Here is a 17,792-nt window from a genome sequence, read left to right as displayed (position 1 = left end):
ACCAGTATTGTATCATATTTTTTCTATATAGGATTTTCTCATTTTAATTTGTACTATTTAGATTCTAGCACCATTTCTAAGGATAGGAAACCTTTTTTATTTAGTAAATTATTTATAAGTTACTAACATTTATATTATTATATTTTTGAAATTTTAATCCTGGAAGAATGGATGTAAGTGATCCGATAAGAATAAACACAATCCCAATTAGCATATTAATAGGAATTGACTCATGTAAAATTGTTAGTGCAAGAATTGGAGCTAAAATAGGTTTAAAGAAAAAAACTAATGATGTAGTTTGTGCCGAGGTTTTTTCCATAGCTTTAAAGTAGCAAGCATAGCCTGCACCAGTATTAATTATGCAGATATAAGTTATTACGGGAAGTATGTGGATGGAATATCCAGAAAACAATGGTATCCTTGAGAAAATATCAAGGTTTTGTGTAGTAAGATAGTTGGCAATCGGGGAGATATGGCTAATACCTATTAAACCAAGCATTTCAAGACTTCCAAATAAAAAACCAAAACAAGTAACTACAATACCGCCGTATTTAGCACACTTCCTTTTACCGCTAACACCATAGAGGGCAAAGGTTAGAGTTGAGGCAAGAGTAAGAGTAACACCTAATAAACTAAGCTTTGTATTTAATGGATTTATAATTATAATAATTCCTATAAGTTCAAGAAATAATGCGATAATATTATTTTTATATATAATTTCTTTTAGAAGAAAAAAAGCTAAGATTGTAACGAATACAGGATTGCTACTGAATAATACAGCAGTTACAGACGCTTTGGTGTTTAGTACAGCTAATTGATAAAGTGCCATGCTTACAACAACACCTAAGAAACCTAAAAAAGCAAAGAAATATAAGTCCTTTATAGAAATAATAATCTTCTTTTTATTAAGAGTAGTCAGTGCAAAAGGTATTAAGAAGATTCCTCCTATAAAAAAGCGAGTAAAGGTAATTTGTATTGGATTAAAAGTTCCAGCTGCAAACTTTAATGCAATCTCCATAGTACTAAAGATAATTGTTGTTAAAAAAATATATAAATAGCCCTTTTTCATTGTTAAAGCCCCCAAAATGTATAAATACCAATAGGTTTAGTATATAGTATTGGAAATTTGCAGTCAAATGATATAGAAACGGATTAGATAAAATTATGACAGAGGATTCTTCTAGGTAGATTGTAGGATACAAGTGGAGGGGGACGGGATTATTAAATTTGCTGAGTAGGGTTATTTTACGTAAAAAAACCTTAAAGATAGCTAGTGATACAAGCTATTTTTAGGTTTTTTCAAACTTACCATGAAATTGAAAGATTTTTAATGGACATTTATGCAGAAATCTTCTTTTAAGGAATTTGAAGCAGCTAAAAATATGTTTAAGGTAGCTTCAGCATAATCCCCTAAGAGTTCTTTACTTTGTTTGAAGTTTGTCCACTCTACACTTATAGGTAATTTTATGTATCCTGTGAGACAATCCCAAAGGGCATCTAAGTTGTTGCCATAATAGTCTGGAAGTGCAAGTTCTGATTTTAATATATCATGAAGCCTTTCCTTACTAGTAAATTGTGAACCATCTAATATGACTATGTTATTCATTAGAAAATCTCCTTAAGGACTTTAAATTTTTATTATAAGTTAGTTTTTGTAGTAGCATTTGAAGGTTTTATAGTGGTCACTTGTACCATATATTAATCCATCATTTGAGAATACTATTCTATCAGCACCTCTTTGCCCACCATTGTAGTTTATGTCACATTCATGCCAGACTCTACCAGAAGCTGAAGGAAGATGTTTTTCAGCATTTATAAATATATCACCGCCTATGCTTTTGCCAGGTGCATAGTTCCAAAGGTTTTTTCCAGGTTTCCAACCTAAGCTAGTAGCCTGAGCTTTGGTAATAAAGTTACTCGGTAGTTTACCATATGTATGTATATAGTCTGCAACACCTTGGAATGTATTTATTACTTTAGTGCTAGATGAAGTAGCGGTCGTTGCTCCAAATGTATCGGTTGGAGTTAGAAATACTGTGTTAAACAATGAAGAAAGTAAAAGCGCAAAAACTAAAAATATATTCAGTTTCTTAAAAATTTTTTTCATATAAGATCCCCCCTTTCTTAATAAACTTTTAACGGTTTGTAATTACTAAATTCTATATAAAGTAAAAACTATTATATATCTACTATATAACAGTTTTATTACAAATAAAATAGGGTGAAAAATATTTTACACAATTTTAAGAAAATTTAGAAAAGTATTTTCTAGCTATTATTTCATTAAATCAAACTCATATTTCTCTAGTTCATTAATAAATATTGAAAGATGAATACGTAAAGAATTAAACGAGAACATCTATATTAAATTGGTATGAAGATATAATATCTTTTGATGTTCATAGTTGTTTATATTTAAAGTTATTCTTTCATGAAGTATAATGAGAAATAAGTTAATTAATGGGAAGGAATTGATAAAATTAGTTTGAGGATTTTAGCTGTGATTAGGAGGACGTCGTTGATGGATGATAATATAGAGGTATTAATAGTTGAAGATGATATAGATATTAATGAACTTTTATGTAATATCTTAATTAAAGAAGGATATAGAGTAAGAGGTGCATATTCTGGTTCAGAGGCAAAAATGTGTTTAGAACAATTCGACTATGATATTGTTCTACTGGATTTAATGTTGCCAGGAATTTGTGGTGAGAATTTAATAGCAGAAATAAGAAAAGTTAAAGTTATGCCTATAATAGTTATTTCAGCAAAAACTGCTCAAGGGGATAAAATAAATGTTTTAAAGCTTGGTGCAGATGATTTTGTAAGTAAGCCTTTTGATATATATGAAGTAGTTGCGAGAGTCGAAGCGCAGCTGAGAAGATATAAAGAATTTTCAAATTCAAAGGAAGAGAGTAATAGGCTTATTTATAAAAATATTACTTTAGATTTGGATGCGAGAGAAGCCTTCGTAAAAGATAAACAGCTTTCTTTAACCTTTAGAGAATTTGAAATTTTAGAGTTATTAATGAAAAACCCTAAAAAGGTATTTACAAGAGCCAATATATTTCAAACTGTATGGAATGATGAATTTTTAGGGGATGATAATACGATAAATGTTCATATGAGTAATCTGCGTTCCAAGTTATCAGAGGTAGATAGTGAAACTAAATACATACAGACTGTTTGGGGGATAGGTTTTAAGTTTCAAGAATAATCTTAATACTTTCTTAAGATTTGCTTTAGTTCAACTTATAAAATATAGTCCATAATGTAATCATAGGGCATCAGATAAATCATCTTGAAATTGGATTTATGATGTTATAGAGAATTAAGGAGGCAAACTTATGAAGGAAATTATACTTAAAACTCATAAGCTTTCAAAAAAATATGGAAATCAACTAGCAGTAAATAACGTGACGATGACAGTAAGAAAAGGGGATATATATGGCTTTATAGGTAAAAATGGAGCTGGGAAAACTACTTTAATAAGAATAGTAACTGGATTGATTCATAAAACTGGTGGAGAAATTGAACTTTTAGGAGTAAGTAATGAAAAGGGATTGAATGAAGCTAGGACAATAGTGGGAAGTTTAGTTGAAATGCCCGCTTTTTATGGCAATATGACTGCAAAAGAGAATCTTGAAGTATCAAGGCTTGTAAGAAATATCGCAGGAAAGCAATGTATTGAAGAGGTTCTAGAACTAGTGGATTTAAAAGGTGCAAGCAATAAAAAGGTTAAGAATTTTTCTTTAGGAATGAAACAAAGGCTTGGTATTGCAAATGCACTTTTAGGAAACCCAAGATTTTTAATTTTAGATGAGCCTATAAATGGTCTTGATCCTGTGAGCATCGTTGAAATTAGGGAATTACTCAAGAAAATAAATAAAGAAAAAGATATAACAATATTAGTATCAAGCCACATATTAAGTGAACTTTCAGAACTTGCAACTTGTTATGGAATAATTGATAATGGACAATTACTTGAGGAGATTTCTGCTGAGCAATTATATGAAAAGTGTAAACAGTATATAGAAATCAAAGTTGATGATGCAAAGAAAGCAGTTGTATTATTAGAAAAAGAGTTAGATATTATAGATTACTCAGTAGTAGAAAATAGTATAATAAAAGTATATAGTCATCTCAATGATGTAGCCAAAATTAATACTCTTTTAATTCGTAATAATATTGAGATAAGTAATATAGGATTAAAGGGACAAAATCTAGAAGAGTATTTTTTAAGTGTAGTTGGAGGTGGCAAGAATGCTTAGATTAATAAAAGCCGAACTATATGTGTTATTTAAAACAAGAACTTTTAAGGTGTTGTGTGCAATAGCTTTATTCTTAGCTATAGGAGTATTAGGACTAACAAAACTTATGTCTTCTGAGGAATTTATAAAAAGCAGTTTAAAGGGAATGTCACCAGAACAACAGGAACAGTTCATGGATACACTCCAAAGTGCTGGTAGTGGTGAAAATGATTCTGTCATAATACCTGGCAGTGGATTAGGGTTTCATATACAAGCAAACGATATTTTTAAACCTACTGCAAAAGAAACTTATCATGCTGCCTTTGGGTCTGGAATAATAGAGATGATTATGGCTGTATTAATTGGGGCTATGGTTGCGAAGGAATATTCAACAGGGACAATAAAAAATATATTAGCTTACGGGAAGAGGCGGGAATATTATTATGTTTCCAAATTGATTGCTTGCGCTATTGGACTTGCAGCAGTATTAGGAATAATACTTGTAGTAGCTACTATAGGAGGAATAACTCTTTTTGGTTGGGGTGAGGCGTTTAGTCCTTCTCAAGCTTTGGGGATGCTAATGAATTTCTTAGGAGCTATGGCAGTAGGTATGGGAATTATTTCTGTACTAATGCTTATTGCAACTTTAGTAAAAAGCAGTGGAGCCACAATCGGAATTGGTATAGTAACAATGGCAGTTTTGCCAATGGTTATCTCATTTCTTTATGGAAAGTTTGATTGGTTTGATAAAATGTATCAGTATTCATTATCGTATAATTGGGCATTGGCAACATCTATAAAATCAACAAACGGTGATATATTAAAAGCGATAATTGTAGGGTTACTAACATTATTAATAGCGACTGGTGCTGGGATAGGTTTATTTAGAAAACAGGATATAAAATAGAATAGTATAGATTTAAGTTAATGATTATGTATTAAATTTAAGAGAGGAGTGAGTAAAATGCTGTGGGTAATATTTTTTCTGTTAACAATTATTAGTGTCTTACTCACTTATATCTATAGATATAAAAAAGATATTAATAAAATTACAGAGCAAATTACAAAAACTAAAGGTGAATACTATAATATAAGAATGATGACTTTAGATAAGGATATTGAGGAATTGGTCTTATCGATAAATAGATTATATGAAGATAATCAAAAAATTAATTGTACCATAAAGCATAGAGAAGAAGAATTAAGGAGAAGTATTGAAAATCTTTCTCATGACTTAAGAACGCCACTCACGTCTATTATGGGATATTTACAATTAGTAAAAGATGAAAATACATCTGAAGATGATTGCAGTAGATATATGGAGATAATCGAAAGAAGAACTGTAGCATTGCAAGAACTTATAATTAGTTTTTACGACTTATCTAGAGTTGAATCAAGTGAATATAATTTTGAGTTAAGATCTGTGAATTTGAGTAACATGTTGTATGAAACAATAGCATTGTTTTATGAAGATTTTACAAAAAAGAATATAGAGCCAGAAGTTATAGCAGAAATAACAACAGCTAATGTTATTGCAGATGAAAAAGCTGTTATGAGGATATTCTCCAATTTGATCAATAACGTTTTGAAGCATGGAGAGAAGAGCGTAGTTATAACATTGAAAAAAGAAGGAACTAAAATAATTACGGAATTTAAAAATTATGCTCCTAGGTTGAAAGAAGAACAAGTAAAACATATTTTTGATAGGTTTTATACTGCAGATTCAACAAGAAGTGATAAAAATACAGGACTAGGTCTCAGTATAACTAAGGCATTAGTAGAGCAACTAGGTAATAAAATAAAGGCTGAATTAATTGACGGAATGTTAATTATAAAGATAACTTGGAATGGTAAAGAAAACTTATAACATATATGGAGACTTTATAGTATTTGATGGAGTGCTATAAGGTCTCTTTCTATGAATAATACTTTCTAAGTTGGCAAGTATAATAGATAACCTATTAAAAATAAAATTTTAAATAAAGGAGTGATAGAAATGGAGATATCTCCATTTAACTTTATTGGAGGAGAATTTTTTAGTATTTTAGTTTTATATAAAGCTAAGAAAATGTTATCAAAACATGCCGACGATAATAAGGATGAGAAAGTAGAATGATTTTTATAAGACACAAGATTATATGAAGAGTTATAAATAAAATATTAAACTAATAGAATTAGTACTGTAGCTTCTGCAGTACTAATTTTATTGATATCTATGTTTTACCATTGAAACTACATAGAGAATATATAAAAGCATAAGTTCGATTATTGAAGTGTCATCAAAATTTATAGAATATATTGAGAGATTAATATAATATATTATGACTATCTATCAAAACCTGTATATTAAGAGAATGGAAATTAAATTTTTGTTCCTATAACTATTACTTATGGAGTAGTGAAAAATAGTAATTGGACGAAGTTAATTATTGGATGCTATAATCGCTATAATTAGTCATCAATTATTTAAGATTAAAATAATTAATTACTAAAGGTGGATATTTTCTAGCATAGTTCATATATAGGGATTTTAAAATATTTAAGAATAATATCAAAAAAAGGGGTGGAGTTTTTTTATGAAGATATTTTATTTTAGTTCAACAGGGAATTCTTTATATGTTTCAAAGTTTTTAAAGGAGAATTTTGATAACTGTGAAATCATTTCAATGAGTGGCAAATTTTCAAAGGATGAAGAATTTGAGGTTAATGATGATGTCATTGGATTTGTATATCCTGTTCATTATGCAGGAATGGCAATAGTCGCAGAGGAATTTGTTTCTAAACTAAAGATAAGAAAAGATGCTTATGTTTTTGCTATTGGAGTAACAGGTGGTGGGAATGCAGATGTTAGTTTTTATCAGCTTAATAAGCTTTTAGAAGGTAAAAATAAAATAAGCAATTATTGTACGGTAAAATATATATCTAATTATTTGAGGATGGGAAGAAATCCCTCAGGAGAAAGAGCTAAAAGTTCTATAGAGGCGAACAAAAATATATTACAAGATTTTGTACAATCAATTAAGAAGAAACATATTAAGGAATTTAAGGCAAAGAAATCATTTGGAATGTTAGAAGTTAACTTAGTAAAAAAATACTTTAAAAATAGGGACAAGAACTTTAATGTTAATGACAGTTGTGTAGGATGTAATATGTGTAAAAAAGTTTGTCCTATAGAAAATATTGAAATGGAAGATAAAAAACCAGTATGGAAGGGTAAATGTGTAGATTGCATGGCGTGTATAAATATATGTCCACAAAATGCCATTAACATAGGGACAAAGACTATTAAGAAGAATCGATATTTAAATCCTTATATAAAAAGGGAAGAACTAATAAAATAATCTTTGTTATTTTAATTACAAGGTTAAGGAATGCAAATAATTTTGCAATGCCTTAGCCTTTTGTCTTTTAGGTAGGGAATAGATTTTGTAATTTTAAATTATTAATAAAGTTTATTCATACACGGTTAAGACTATTGTTTATGTGAACGGTAGAAGTTAAGCCTTTCTAAGATGTATATGTAGCTTAAGTTATATGGGATTATTAAAATTACAGTTACTTCTATATTTATAGCAACTATTAATATAAAATTTCATATGTGGATAAAATTTTGAAACTTTATCATAGAATTTTAAGTCTAATATATATAACATCGATGTTTTTTATGATTTAAAGCTTATGAGGGGGAAAAATGGAAAGTGTGATTGCTGTGAAATCAAAAATATTTAAATTTGAAACTGATAATGAGAGATATCTTATAAAAAAATCTATAGCTGGCGACAAGAAAGCTTTTAGCGAGCTTATGAAAATATATAAAATTTATCTTTACAAAACTGCGTATAGCTATGTTAAGAATGAAAATGATGCTTTAGAAATCCTTCAGGAATGTACATATAGAGCAATGGTTAACATAGGAAAACTTAAGAAATCTATATATTTTAAAACATGGATTACTAGAATAATAATAAATTGTTCTTTAGACTTTATAAATAAGAATAATTGTGTTTATCTATTAGACGATAAAATGAAAATTACAGAGAGAGATAATGGTATATCAATAGATGAAAAGTTAGATTTATATAATGCTATAGATTTACTTAGAGATAATTATAAGACGGTAATTATATTAAAGTATTTCAATAGTATGACCATAGAAAATATTGCAGAAGTGATGGGTATACCAGAAAACACAGTAAAAACCTACTTAAAAAGAGCAAAGGATAGGCTTAGTAAGATTTTAAAGGAGGATTACTTAAATGAATGATTGTAAGATATCTAATATAGAGATTACAGAAAATATAGATAAGGCTATTGATAAGGCTATAGATCAGGGGATAGAAAGAGCCTTTATAGAGTTGAAATTTAAAAAGCTTAAGAAAGTAAAAATGACAGTTGGAACTATTGCAGCTTGTTTAGTATTGGTGTTTATTTCTAGCGCTATTAATCCAGCACTAGCAGCGAAAGTTCCTATAATTGGAAGTGTGTTTAAAATGATAGAAAAGAATATTTATTTGCCTGGTGAGTATGCTCAATATGCTACCTCTGTAAATGAAGAAGTATCTGATAATGGGATTGACATTACTTTATCAGATATATTGTGTGATGGTCAAGGGTTGTACATTACATATAAAGTAGAGAGTGAGGAACCTTTTAAGTACACATCATGGGGCGATAAACCTTTAGATAGGAATCAGCTTCTAACTGGAGAAAAGTATAAAAAAGTAAGTTTTTCTAATAAGGAACTAGATGATAGTGGCGTTGCTGGGTTAGAAGGTGAATTTTTAGATGAACATACTTTTGTTGGTATGGAAAGATACTATCTTAATTCTTTAGAAACAGACATACCGGAAGCCTTTAATTTTGAAGTTGAATTCAATTCTATAAGGACAAAAGCTCTAAAAGAGGGGGATAAAGATCAGAAGTTTAAAGGAAATTGGGCTTTTAAGGTGCCAGTAAAGGTGGATAAGACTATAAGTAAAGATATAGCTGTTAATTATAAGACCGCGAATGGGCTTTCAGTTGATTCAATTATGATTACGCCAGTTAGTATAGTTATAAATAGTACAAATCCCGAACATGCTCATTATGGGGTGCGGGTATTTGATGATAAAAATATAGAACTAAAATGTGAGAGTGGTAGGTTATATGATGATAATAAGCAGAGAACTTATTTCAATGGGGTGTCGAAGGATTGTAAGAGTTTGAGAATTATAGTATATAGAGATAAGCTTCAAGTAACAGGAACTACTGAGAATTCTCAAGGAGAAGTTGAAACCGTTTATGAAGATATGGGGGAGGAGGTATTTATCGATAAAGTTATAAATTTAGATTAAGGATTATAATAGATTTACAAATAAAGAGACTTGGTCTAAAGAGATAAGGTTTAGTGTTAAATATTTGATAATTTACAAGATATATTCAAATAGTTAACACTTGCATAAAACAGTTGAATTAATAGAGGGGAATAGTATAATTATTAATAAAACAAGTAGGGAAATATATTAGAGATTGGAGAATTTGATATGAACTTTTCTAAGATTAGAACCTCTTTATTTTTAAATCTAGCAGAATTAATAAATATGCCTTTACCTGAAACAATTACGGGGACTGGTGCCAGAGGAAAAGTTGGTGAATGGTGTAAAAGCAAGGGATATAATAACGCTTTAATTATCGCAAGTAAAAGTATTATTAAATATGGAGTTATAGATAAGCTAATAGAATCTTTAGATAAAGAAGGAATAAAGTATGTAATTTATGATGGAGTAACTCCAAATCCAACATTTAAGTCATCACAAGAAGCTGTTGATTTAGGTAAAAAGAATAATGTAGATATGGTTATTGTTATAGGTGGTGGATCACCTTTAGATTGTTCAAAGTTAACTGCAGCTGCACTTACTAATGATAAGCCAATTAGAAAACTAGCAGGAATGATGAAAGTAGGAAGAAAACCTCTACCAATTATTGCAATACCAACTACTGCAGGAACGGGCTCAGAGGTAACTGCTGCAGCAGTAATTAGTGACGAAAATACTCATGTTAAACATATGATGGTTTCACAGAAGATAGTACCTGAGTTGGCTGTTTTAGATCCAGAAACAATGGTTTCTTTACCAAAGCATGTAACTGCAGAAACTACTTTTGACGCGTTAGATCATGCTATTGAGGCTTATATTTCAACTCATAAGAATGAAGAAGCTAAAAAGTTAGCAGAGGAAGCCATTGTATTAATAAATGACAACTTAAAGAAGGTTTACGATAATGGTGATGATTTAGAAGGAAGAGAAGCATTAGCAATAGCATCATATAAAGCTGGAGCATCATTTAATAAATGTTCTCTTGGATATGCTCATGGATTTGGACATAGGTTTACAGAATTATATGACCATTCACATGGAGCAACTTTAGCAATGATTTTACCTAATCTTTTAGACTTTAACAGGAAAGTTTCGGAGTATGAATTAGCAACCCTTGCAGTACTTTGTGGTCTAGGGACTAAGCAGGAAGAACCTTCAATATTGGCAGATAAATTTATTAAAAGAATATATCAGCTAAGAGATGACGTGAACTTACCAACCAGATGTGAAGGTTTAAAAAAAGCAGATTATGATAAAATTATTACTACAGCTTTTAAAGAGTCACATAGATCATATCCTGTTCCAAGATATATGACTAAGTTAGATGCTATTGAATTTTTAAATAAGTTATTATAGATAAAAAAACTATTTCAGAATGGGAAAATCTTAATTCTGAAATAGTTTTTGCATTTCAAAGGTTTTTGGTTGAAAAAATAGACTACTAATTTTTTATGGAGGATATTATATGCTCTTTGAACTTTATTGCAGCTGGAGATATGTAGGCATTTTTAAGGCATCCCATGTAGATGCTCTTGTATCCAAGGTCTTCTTTTATTTTAACGATAGATACAGTATTTGTATTTATAAGCGGCGTATTAGGTACGATTGTGATTCCAGCTCCTGCTGCAACTAGACCACTTAACATGCTTGCTTCGTTCGGTTGCACCGAAATCTTTGGAGTATATCCTATAAACTCAGAATAAGAAACCATTTTGTCTGTATTTCCTTCTTTAAGTACGATAAAGGCTTCATTTTTGAGATCTTTTAATGAAGCTGTTGTTTCAGTGGAAAGTGCATGATTTTTAGGAACAATTAAAACATACTCTTCCTTCTTCACTAATACAGACTCTATTTCAGGATTTTGAAGAAGACTATCAAAATTATCAACAGCGTTATCATAAAATCCTAATGCAATTTTTCCCGCTTTTAAGTCATTTAATATTTCAACAGTTGATCCATGATTAAATTGAAATCTAGCATCAGGATAAAAACTTAAAAAGTCACTGATGATGAATGGCATAAAGTAAGTGCCGATACAGTAAGTTGAGGCTACGGAGATAATACCTTTATCAGTTTGGAGCATATCTTCTAGTTCCTTGATACCTTTTTCAATTTCTTTTAGTGCCAAATCAGCATGAGCCAGAAATGCTTGACCAAAAGAAGTTAAATTAACATTACGCCCATTTCGCTCAAACAAGGGAACATTTAGTTCTTCTTCTAACTTAGAAATAGATTTACTTAAAGCTGGTTGCGAAACAGATGCTAAAGCAGCAGCAGTAGTAAAATTTTTTGTTTCAGCTATTTTCTTAAAGTATTCTAACTGTTGCAAGTTCATCGGTAAACTCCTTTGATTGTGGTAATTTTTATGTTAACATCTATAACTAAAGGTTATCAAAGTGTGAATATTATTAATTGGACTAAGATTGTTAGTTGATGTTATAATCGATTTTGTAGGCAAATTTCCTTAAAATTAGTCTAAAATAATTATAAATTTTAATTATAGATAAGTCAAAGGCTTATGAGAACAATGCTTCAAGTTTTAATTATGATTATCTATAAGAAGAAGGCTAGTTTTTAGAAAGCGTAAGGTATTCAGTTGAAAAAGAATAGCAATTATAATAAAAAGGGAGACGAATAACTATGATGAAGGTAAATGCTGAAAAGTGTATTGGCTGTGGACAATGTATTAAAGATTGTTTTCCAAGAGATATAGAGATGGTTGATGGAAAAGCTATAATAAAAAATGAAGCTTGTTTTAAATGCGGTCACTGTATAGCAGTCTGTCCTAAGGAAGCTGTTTCAACAGATGAATATAATATGGAAGAAGTAAAGAATTATCAAAAAGAAGAGTTTGAAATAGAGCCAGAAAGACTTCTAAATTTTATTAAATTCAGAAGAACAGTGAGACAATTTAGAAATAAGGAAGTAGAAGTAGAAAAGCTTTCTAAGATTATCGAGGCTGGAAGATTTACTCAAACTGGTACAAACTCACAAGACTTATCTTATGTAGTAGTAAGAGACGGATTGCAACAATTAAAAAATGTAACCTTTGAGACGCTTAAATTTATGTCAGATAATATTTTAAATAACTTAACAGAAGAAAATATGTCATATAAGAGATATGCTGAGATGTGGGCATACATGTATGGACGTTATAAGGAAAATCCAAAAGAAAATGATAGCTTATTCTTTAATGCTCCAGCTGTAATAGTTGTTACAGCAAATTCAGAAGTTAATGGTGCTTTAGCTGCTTCAAACATGGAGTTAATGACTAATGCAGTAGGTCTTGGAACTTTCTTTAGTGGCTTCTTTGTGGCAGCAGCAAAAGGTAATAAACAAATAGTAGATATGCTTGGAGTAAAACCAGGAAAACAAATAGTTGCTTGTATGGTAATAGGATATCCTGCCGTTAAATATTCAAGAACTGTTCCAAGAAAGAGTGCTGATGTATCTTGGAAATAAAATATTCTTGTATAGAAAATTAATACATGAGGTTCAGCGTTGAGCCTACATCAAAAGTTTATGAGCAACATATTGAAAAGCACATAGAACTATGAAGAGTATGCACTGAAATATAGATAGGGCTAGTAAGGAATAAACTGCATGGTTATCCTTACATAGCCCTTTTATCTTATAAGTTTCTTTATTAGTTTATGTGCATACAACTTGCTAGATATCTTAGCATGGGGAGTTATTAAATAGCTGCTTTTTCAAGATGAGCGGCTATGTATTTTTCTATCTCATCTACAGATGATTTGTAACCTCCAGCATTTATCATTAATTCTCTCATTTTATCCATATTTAATTTGTAGACTGGATTAGTGAGAACTTCATTTACAGAGCTTTTTAAATTTTCTACTGAAAGTTCATCATTCTGTATAACCTTTCCTAAACTTAAGTCAGCTAATCGCTTAGCAACAAAAGGCTGGTCAGCACGTTGTGGTATAGCGACAACTGGCACTCCATAATATATAGACTCATGTACACTATTCATCCCACCATGAGTAATAAAGACATCTGTATATTTAAGAACTTCTAGCTGAGGAACAGATTGATATACTAGAAAGTTGCTAGGGATAGAGCACAAAGAATTTATATCCACTTTTTTACCCACAGCTATGATTACTGATGCATCCATGCCACTAAATGCTTTTACACAAGTTTTAAAAAAGTCATTTGAAATACTACTTATTGTTCCCAAGGAGATATAAATTACTGTTTCCTTTAAGCTATCAAAAGGAATATCAGTTTTAATTATTCTTTTACTAATTGATGGACCAACAAATTTGTAAGTCTTAGGATCGAAGTCTTCACCATAAACTTGGAATTCTCGAGAAGTATATACTAAGTTTAAGCCTGGAACGTCAGTTAAAGATTTTTGATAGTGTTGAAATAAGGCATTTCGTTGATGAGAAATTTCTGGTTTTACAGCGTGACCTTTAAGGACATTATCCATAATTTTTTTATTAAAAGCAAAAGTTGAAATTAGGTGAACAGTAGGCTTATTTAAAACTTCGCCTAGCTGTTTTCCGAGATAAAATACCATCTCATAAATAATACAATCATAACTTGCACCAATATCTAGTGCCATTTCATAAATAATTGGGACATGGGTAGCCAAGCTTTCTACTGAAGGTAGATTTTTAATTCTCTCACTGTAAGAGATGACAGTTGCCCCTGTCGCTTCAATTTCTTCTCTAAACTCTTCTGTAATTAGATATGATACTTGATGATTTCTATTAGAAAGTTCTCTTGCAAGTGCTAAAGTTGGATTTACATGTCCGTATGCTGGTAGGTTTATTATCAATATCTTTGCCATAGTCTCCCTTTCCTTTATAAGGCGTTAGCCTTATAAATCATATTAATTTTCACAATAAATCAGGATTGGTATAATATTATTGCGATTACATTATATAACCTAATTATACAATGTACAACAATAACATTACATAAATGTAAATAATGGATAATGATGAGCGTTTGTTATTCTATGGTAATATAATATTCCTATAATTTTATTTTAGGGTGAGTTATAAATGTACTATATAGACTTAACATTATTTTTAAAATTTTGATGGCAAAATAAAGTTTATATTATATTACACTTTATGTTAAAATAATGAAGTTATTGTTATAACTATAAGTATAGTTTTTTATATGAAATAATTAGTTATTATAAAGGAGTAAGTATGAAGAATAAGAAGAATTATATTCAGATTTCATTAATCTTAATTTTTATTTCAGCCATAATGTTTCTAGGGCATTATTTAATTTTTGGACAACTAGAGAATACAATGTACTATTCTTTGATGAGCCTATGTTTTATTCCAGTGAACATATTAGCTGTTACTATTGTATTTGATAGCTTAGTAGAAAGACGAACTAGGCGTGAGAGGCTAAGCAAACTAAATATGTTGGTAGGATTATTTTTTAGTGATATTGGTTTTACGTTACTAAATATAATAGTAGTTGGTGATGAAAAACTAACTGCTTTGGATTTAGATTTTAATGATTTGAAAAGGTGCAGGAATAAGCTACAGAAACATAACCATGAAGTGAATTTTGAAAAGATTAAATTACTGGAACTTAGAAATTTGGTCGTTGAAAGTAGGGATATTTTATCTAGTCTTATAGGGAATGAGAGTGTTCTAGAGCATGAAACTTTCGCAGACTTACTTATGGCATTAATGCATTTAAGAGATGAAATTCTATTTATAAAATACAAAAATCTAACTAAGGAAGATAAGGCGCATCTTAAAGGCGATATTATTAGGGTATATAAAGCCTTGTCTTTCCAATGGGTCAATTATCTTGAGCATTTAAAGCAATTCTATCCTTATCAATACAAAAGTGCTATAAAATACAATCCATTTACTTTAAGGCAACTAATAGAAAGCGTTGAGGATAAGGGGTATGGAACTTTGTAGTAGAATGGAAAAAAGTAATTAGGAAATACTATAAATACTTTTCTATTAAGGAGATACGTATGATGAGTGAAGACAAGGATTTGATTAGTATTAGTGATAAACAACTTATAGAAATCGTTGCAAGAATAGGGGAACTCTTTCAAAATGTAATATCTATAGATAATTCTGTAGCTATAACTGATAAAGAAGTATTTACTCATTATTTTGAAGGGAAAACTGCTGAACCTGCTGAAGTAATAGGAAAGCCTTTTCCAAGTAGAGGATTTATTCCAGAAGCATTAAGAACAGGGTCCCTTCAAGCAGGAATTATACCTAGTGGGGTTTATGGGGTGCACGCATTTAGGTCTGCTACGATTCCTTTTAAGAATTTTAAGGGGAATATTATTGGAACTATAAGTGTTGCATTAAGCCTTAAAAATCAAACAGTATTAAAGGAGACATCTGAAAAAATTTCTATATCGATAAATGAACTTATAGGTACAACAGAAGGTATATCATCCTCTGCAGTACAATTATCAGATAATGTATCAGAGGCATTAAACCAAACTGAAGAGATAATAGGGCTAATCGAGAAAACAAATAATATTTTGGATTTTGTTAATGATATAGCTTCAAATTCAAGGCTCCTAGGACTTAACGCTGCTATTGAAGCGTCTAGAGCTGGTGAAGCAGGAAAAGGTTTTTCTGTAGTAGCTAATGAGATAAGAAAGATGGCAGAGAATAGTAGAGAATCGGTTAATAGTACAAAAGATCTTTTATCATCTATTAATGTTAAAGTTAGTACTTTATTAGAAAAAACTCAACAATTATCAGATGTATCGCATACACAGGCGGCAGCTACGCAAGAGATTTCAGCATCAATTCATGAATTATTATCAGCAATAAATATTGTACAAAAAGTTGCAGAAGATGTTTAAGTCTTAAAGTTTAAGTTAATAGTAATATAAAAGAGTAGTTATTAAAAAATTATGGTAAAATTTTTCATAATTAAAAACTGTTTATAGATTTAAGAATATGAAATCTATAAACAGTTTTTTTAGAATATATTTTTATTAGAACTCTTCTCATATTTTAGACTTAATAAATCTTTTAGACAAACTTTTGGTAATTATAAAGAGTTATTAAAGCATAGAGCAAGACAAAGGAAGTTCCATCATATTCTAATCGAACAACTATCTAATGAAGTTAGTCATAGTTCTTGGTTCTCTTTCTGGTAAGGCAATGCCAGCTTTTTTTCCTGCTTCAATTGATTTTAAAAGCCATGCCATATTTTTGCCTAAAAGTCTCATAGTCTGCATACCTTCTAGGTCTTGTGTTACTTCTTCAGGATTGCTTCCATGAACCATATTCCAATATTGTGAGGAAACAATAGGCATATTGGATATCGTAAAGTATTTATTTAGTTGATCAAGAGTAGCTGTTGAGCCACCACGACGGCAACTAACCACTGCAGCACCTGGTTTATATTGAAGGCAGTTTCCCGCGTAGAAGAATCTATCTAAGAAACAAGTGATGCTACCTGAGGCAGCGGCATAATGTACAGGGGAACCAAATACAAAGGCGTCTACATCTTTAGCTTTTTCTAAAGCTATATTTACAGTATCATCATTATGTACACATCTACCAGGATTAGTTCTACACCAACCACAACCGCTACATCCACGAATAGCATTGTTGCCAACATGTAGAATTTCCGTTTCGATGTTTTCTTTTTCTAATTCTTTTGCAACTTCACTTAACGCAGTGTAGGTGCAACCTTTAGCTTTAGGACTTCCATTGATAAGTAATACTTTCATTTTTACACCTCGTTTAAAATAAATTGTTGAAGCTAATATCAAGTCAGAAATTTATACCTATGATTTATTTTAACACATGTTATAAAAAGTAAGCTATATTATAGAATGGAAATAAGAATATTTTTAATCATTAATAATGTGTATATTTGTATAGTATTTACATAAATTAATAATGCTTTATGAAAACTAATATGTAAGGTTGAATTTTTATTGAAAAACTTTATTTGCTGTAATACAATAAGATGAAAACTAAATAAGGCATATTTGAAGTAGTAGTAAATTAATTAGATATTTCAAGGTGCTGCAAGACAGTTCGAAATCCATCCTGTCTATAAACAAAACTAGGAGAGACAATTAAGCATAAGCATTTATATATGGAAGTGTAGAATTTTAATAGAACTTTTATGTACAAATATGAGCTAATGACTAAATTGACCTTGTAGGTATTTTTATAGAAAGGACACA

General features: G+C 30.2%; 17 protein-coding genes. 11 read left to right on the top strand and 6 right to left on the bottom strand.

Features of this window, described 5'->3' with window-relative positions; genetic code table 11:
* Positions 1-112: 112 nt before the first annotated feature.
* The 3 genes from CLOCEL_RS21005 to CLOCEL_RS20995 all read right to left on the bottom strand — a co-directional run bounded on the left by CLOCEL_RS21005 (position 113) and on the right by CLOCEL_RS20995 (position 2,107).
* Positions 113-1,069, bottom strand: a complete 957-nt coding sequence (locus CLOCEL_RS21005) for a DMT family transporter (RefSeq protein WP_013291971.1) — start codon at positions 1,067-1,069, stop codon at positions 113-115.
* A 258-nt stretch (positions 1,070-1,327) separates the two neighbouring features.
* Entirely contained in the window at positions 1,328-1,606 is a 279-nt protein-coding gene (locus tag CLOCEL_RS21000; protein ID WP_010074223.1) for a barstar family protein, read from the bottom strand.
* 39 nt (positions 1,607-1,645) lie between these two features.
* Positions 1,646-2,107, bottom strand: coding sequence for a ribonuclease (locus tag CLOCEL_RS20995; protein WP_010074222.1), 462 nt, complete (start codon positions 2,105-2,107; stop codon positions 1,646-1,648).
* 414 nt (positions 2,108-2,521) lie between these two features.
* Here CLOCEL_RS20995 and CLOCEL_RS20990 point away from each other — a divergent pair, with 414 nt between their 5' ends.
* The 8 genes from CLOCEL_RS20990 to CLOCEL_RS20955 all read left to right on the top strand — a co-directional run bounded on the left by CLOCEL_RS20990 (position 2,522) and on the right by CLOCEL_RS20955 (position 10,960).
* Positions 2,522-3,217 carry a response regulator transcription factor gene (locus CLOCEL_RS20990; protein WP_010074221.1) on the top strand — a complete coding sequence of 232 codons (696 nt, stop codon included), beginning with the start codon at positions 2,522-2,524 and terminating at the stop codon, positions 3,215-3,217.
* A gap of 130 nt (positions 3,218-3,347) precedes the next feature.
* A complete protein-coding gene (locus tag CLOCEL_RS20985) occupies positions 3,348-4,271 on the top strand; it encodes an ABC transporter ATP-binding protein (protein WP_010074220.1) in 924 nt (307 codons plus the stop codon).
* Positions 4,264-5,157, top strand: a complete 894-nt coding sequence (locus CLOCEL_RS20980; RefSeq protein WP_010074219.1) for an ABC transporter permease — start codon at positions 4,264-4,266, stop codon at positions 5,155-5,157. The genes CLOCEL_RS20985 and CLOCEL_RS20980 overlap by 8 nt, the downstream gene beginning before the upstream one ends.
* Before the next feature lie 57 nt (positions 5,158-5,214).
* On the top strand, positions 5,215-6,117 hold the full coding sequence (locus CLOCEL_RS20975; RefSeq protein ID WP_010074218.1) for a sensor histidine kinase: 903 nt from the start codon (positions 5,215-5,217) through the stop codon (positions 6,115-6,117).
* 709 nt (positions 6,118-6,826) lie between these two features.
* Positions 6,827-7,591 (top strand): EFR1 family ferrodoxin, encoded by a 765-nt coding sequence (locus CLOCEL_RS20970; RefSeq protein ID WP_010074216.1) that lies wholly within the window; start codon positions 6,827-6,829, stop codon positions 7,589-7,591.
* A gap of 350 nt (positions 7,592-7,941) precedes the next feature.
* Entirely contained in the window at positions 7,942-8,514 is a 573-nt protein-coding gene (locus tag CLOCEL_RS20965) for a sigma-70 family RNA polymerase sigma factor (protein WP_010074215.1), read from the top strand.
* The gene (locus tag CLOCEL_RS20960) at positions 8,507-9,583 is read left to right on the top strand and encodes a DUF4179 domain-containing protein (protein WP_010074214.1); all 1,077 of its coding nucleotides are present in this window, start codon (positions 8,507-8,509) and stop codon (positions 9,581-9,583) included. The genes CLOCEL_RS20965 and CLOCEL_RS20960 overlap by 8 nt, the downstream gene beginning before the upstream one ends.
* Before the next feature lie 189 nt (positions 9,584-9,772).
* Complete coding sequence (locus CLOCEL_RS20955) at positions 9,773-10,960, top strand: iron-containing alcohol dehydrogenase (RefSeq protein ID WP_010074213.1); 1,188 nt, start codon at positions 9,773-9,775, stop codon at positions 10,958-10,960.
* An 85-nt stretch (positions 10,961-11,045) separates the two neighbouring features.
* Here CLOCEL_RS20955 and CLOCEL_RS20950 read toward each other — a convergent pair whose 3' ends face one another.
* Positions 11,046-11,939: a LysR family transcriptional regulator gene (locus tag CLOCEL_RS20950; RefSeq protein ID WP_010074212.1), complete on the bottom strand. Its 894-nt coding sequence runs from the start codon at positions 11,937-11,939 to the stop codon at positions 11,046-11,048.
* A 305-nt stretch (positions 11,940-12,244) separates the two neighbouring features.
* On the opposite strand from CLOCEL_RS20950, the gene CLOCEL_RS20945 reads away from it, so the two are divergent.
* Entirely contained in the window at positions 12,245-13,066 is an 822-nt protein-coding gene (locus tag CLOCEL_RS20945) for a nitroreductase family protein (protein ID WP_010074211.1), read from the top strand.
* 232 nt (positions 13,067-13,298) lie between these two features.
* Here CLOCEL_RS20945 and CLOCEL_RS20940 read toward each other — a convergent pair whose 3' ends face one another.
* A complete protein-coding gene (locus tag CLOCEL_RS20940) occupies positions 13,299-14,423 on the bottom strand; it encodes a macrolide family glycosyltransferase (protein WP_010074210.1) in 1,125 nt (374 codons plus the stop codon).
* A gap of 370 nt (positions 14,424-14,793) precedes the next feature.
* On the opposite strand from CLOCEL_RS20940, the gene CLOCEL_RS20935 reads away from it, so the two are divergent.
* Together CLOCEL_RS20935 and CLOCEL_RS20930 are read left to right on the top strand one after the other, a co-directional pair.
* Positions 14,794-15,531, top strand: a complete 738-nt coding sequence (locus CLOCEL_RS20935; RefSeq protein ID WP_010074209.1) for a hypothetical protein — start codon at positions 14,794-14,796, stop codon at positions 15,529-15,531.
* Between the two features lie 62 nt (positions 15,532-15,593).
* A complete protein-coding gene (locus CLOCEL_RS20930) occupies positions 15,594-16,448 on the top strand; it encodes a methyl-accepting chemotaxis protein (protein WP_010074208.1) in 855 nt (284 codons plus the stop codon).
* A 255-nt stretch (positions 16,449-16,703) separates the two neighbouring features.
* Here CLOCEL_RS20930 and CLOCEL_RS20925 read toward each other — a convergent pair whose 3' ends face one another.
* Positions 16,704-17,327 (bottom strand): flavodoxin family protein, encoded by a 624-nt coding sequence (locus CLOCEL_RS20925; RefSeq protein ID WP_010074207.1) that lies wholly within the window; start codon positions 17,325-17,327, stop codon positions 16,704-16,706.
* Positions 17,328-17,792: the final 465 nt, after the last annotated feature.

Origin of the sequence: Clostridium cellulovorans 743B (genome assembly GCF_000145275.1) — a bacterium.
GTDB classification, from domain to species: domain Bacteria; phylum Bacillota; class Clostridia; order Clostridiales; family Clostridiaceae; genus Clostridium_K; species Clostridium_K cellulovorans.
The sequence above is the reverse complement of the archived record's forward strand: the minus strand, read 5'-3'. Positions and strand labels throughout refer to the sequence as shown.

What these genes read in the sequence shown, in the direction of transcription:
- CLOCEL_RS20985 (WP_010074220.1), top strand. Translation starts at nt 3,348, where the DNA reads ATGAAGGAAATTATACTTAAAACTCATAAGCTTTCAAAAAAATATGGA.
- CLOCEL_RS20945 (WP_010074211.1), top strand. Translation starts at nt 12,245, where the DNA reads ATGATGAAGGTAAATGCTGAAAAGTGTATTGGCTGTGGACAATGTATT.
- CLOCEL_RS20980 (WP_010074219.1), top strand. Translation starts at nt 4,264, where the DNA reads ATGCTTAGATTAATAAAAGCCGAACTATATGTGTTATTTAAAACAAGA.
- CLOCEL_RS21000 (WP_010074223.1), bottom strand. Translation starts at nt 1,606, where the DNA reads ATGAATAACATAGTCATATTAGATGGTTCACAATTTACTAGTAAGGAA.
- CLOCEL_RS20970 (WP_010074216.1), top strand. Translation starts at nt 6,827, where the DNA reads ATGAAGATATTTTATTTTAGTTCAACAGGGAATTCTTTATATGTTTCA.
- CLOCEL_RS21005 (WP_013291971.1), bottom strand. Translation starts at nt 1,069, where the DNA reads ATGAAAAAGGGCTATTTATATATTTTTTTAACAACAATTATCTTTAGT.
- CLOCEL_RS20960 (WP_010074214.1), top strand. Translation starts at nt 8,507, where the DNA reads ATGAATGATTGTAAGATATCTAATATAGAGATTACAGAAAATATAGAT.
- CLOCEL_RS20955 (WP_010074213.1), top strand. Translation starts at nt 9,773, where the DNA reads ATGAACTTTTCTAAGATTAGAACCTCTTTATTTTTAAATCTAGCAGAA.
- CLOCEL_RS20930 (WP_010074208.1), top strand. Translation starts at nt 15,594, where the DNA reads ATGAGTGAAGACAAGGATTTGATTAGTATTAGTGATAAACAACTTATA.
- CLOCEL_RS20975 (WP_010074218.1), top strand. Translation starts at nt 5,215, where the DNA reads ATGCTGTGGGTAATATTTTTTCTGTTAACAATTATTAGTGTCTTACTC.
- CLOCEL_RS20995 (WP_010074222.1), bottom strand. Translation starts at nt 2,107, where the DNA reads ATGAAAAAAATTTTTAAGAAACTGAATATATTTTTAGTTTTTGCGCTT.
- CLOCEL_RS20965 (WP_010074215.1), top strand. Translation starts at nt 7,942, where the DNA reads ATGGAAAGTGTGATTGCTGTGAAATCAAAAATATTTAAATTTGAAACT.
- CLOCEL_RS20950 (WP_010074212.1), bottom strand. Translation starts at nt 11,939, where the DNA reads ATGAACTTGCAACAGTTAGAATACTTTAAGAAAATAGCTGAAACAAAA.
- CLOCEL_RS20935 (WP_010074209.1), top strand. Translation starts at nt 14,794, where the DNA reads ATGAAGAATAAGAAGAATTATATTCAGATTTCATTAATCTTAATTTTT.
- CLOCEL_RS20990 (WP_010074221.1), top strand. Translation starts at nt 2,522, where the DNA reads ATGGATGATAATATAGAGGTATTAATAGTTGAAGATGATATAGATATT.
- CLOCEL_RS20925 (WP_010074207.1), bottom strand. Translation starts at nt 17,327, where the DNA reads ATGAAAGTATTACTTATCAATGGAAGTCCTAAAGCTAAAGGTTGCACC.
- CLOCEL_RS20940 (WP_010074210.1), bottom strand. Translation starts at nt 14,423, where the DNA reads ATGGCAAAGATATTGATAATAAACCTACCAGCATACGGACATGTAAAT.